This is a genomic window from Comamonas aquatilis (genome assembly GCF_965139575.1).
GTDB lineage: Bacteria > Pseudomonadota > Gammaproteobacteria > Burkholderiales > Burkholderiaceae_C > Comamonas > Comamonas aquatilis.
The window spans coordinates 1-1,611 of sequence record NZ_CBCSIW010000046.1; the positions used below are offsets into that span (position 1 = coordinate 1).

1 protein-coding gene is annotated in these 1,611 nt (G+C 52.2%); it reads left to right on the top strand.

Going from position 1 to position 1,611, the window contains the following annotated elements:
• Positions 1-40 precede the first annotated feature (40 nt).
• Complete coding sequence (locus ACNAZA_RS22325; protein ID WP_059441833.1) at positions 41-1,579, top strand: IS3 family transposase; 1,539 nt, start codon at positions 41-43, stop codon at positions 1,577-1,579.
• Positions 1,580-1,611 lie beyond the last annotated feature (32 nt).

Genomic DNA, 1,611 nt, shown 5'->3' on the forward strand with positions numbered 1-1,611 from the left:
GGGGATGCGGACAAAAACTTGGACTACCAGGAGGTAGTTCATGTACTCATACGCAGACAGGATTCGTGCAGTTGAGCTTTATATCAAGCTTGGCTTGCGTGTCAGAGCCACGATTCGCCAGTTGGGATACCCAACCAAGAACGCATTGAAAGGCTGGTATCAGCACTACCTGAAGCATCAGGATTTGCCAGTAAGCCAAGCACCAAGAGCACCGAAATATTCGCTACAGCAAAGACAGGTGGCGGTTGCTCATTACCTCGCCCACGATCGCTGTATTGCCGCCACGATGAGGGTTTTGGGTTACCCGGGTCGAGGAACGTTGACTGCGTGGGTTCGGCAAGACTGCCCTGAGATCAGTAAATCGATGGTCGGCAGGTCTTGGCCGACTACAAAGCCTGATGCTTTGATGTGTGAGGGCGTGGTGCAACTGTGTGCCCGCCAATCAAGTGCACAGGAGATTGCAGACAAGTTAGGGGTATGCCGGGGAACCTTGTACAACTGGAAAAATCAGTTGCTTGGCCCTTGTGCCCCCACCTCGATGAAACACAGTCCAAAGCGATCGCCTGTGTTGGATGCAGCAGCGCTCAGGCGCCAAGTTGAATCATTGCGCCAGGATGTTCGGCGGCTGAAGATAGAGCGGGAGCTTCTCAAACAGGCCCATGAAATCTTAAAAAATGGGTCCGACATTGACCTGCATAGGCTGGCAAACAAAGATAAGGCTGTGCTGGTTGAAGCGTTGCACGGGCAGTATGAATTGCCAGAACTGCTTTCTCTTGTTGGCCTTGCTAGAAGCTCGTATTTTTACCATCGTGCCCGGCTGAAGCTGGCTGACAAATACGTTGATTTACGCCGAAGCATCACAGAGATCTTCGACAACAACTACCGTTGCTATGGATATCGCAGGGTGCAGGCATCCCTGCTCAAGGAGTGCACGGGCATCTCAGAGAAGGTGGTTCGCCGGCTGATGAAGCAGGAGGGGTTGATCGTGGCCAAGCCCAAACGCCGCAGATATAACTCATACCTTGGAGAGATAGGTGCTGCCCCGCAAAACCTCATCAATCGAGACTTCCATGCCGCTGCGCCCAATGAGAAGTGGCTCACCGACATTACTGAATTCCAGATTCCTGCTGGCAAGGTCTACCTGTCGCCAGTCATTGATTGCTTTGACGGGCTGGTGGTGAGCTGGTCGATTGGGACTCATCCCAACGCAAATCTCGTCAACACAATGCTGGATGCGGCCATTGATGCTGTTCAAGGCAGCGAGAGCCGCCCTGTGATTCATTCTGATCGTGGAGCTCACTACCGCTGGCCAGGCTGGCTCTCGAGGGTCCATGATGCAAAGTTGGTTCGCTCGATGTCTCGCAAAGGGTGCTCGCCAGACAATGCTGCATGCGAAGGCTTCTTTGGAAGGCTAAAGATGGAGCTGTTCTATCCCTGCAACTGGCAATCAACAACGATTGAGCAGTTCATTGAAGCTGTCGATACTTATATTCGTTGGTACAACGAAAAACGTATCAAAGTATCTCTGGGACGTTTAAGTCCTGTGGAATACCGGCACAAGCTTGGCCTAGCCGCATAAAACCAGTCCAAGTTTTTATCCGCACCTCCTNT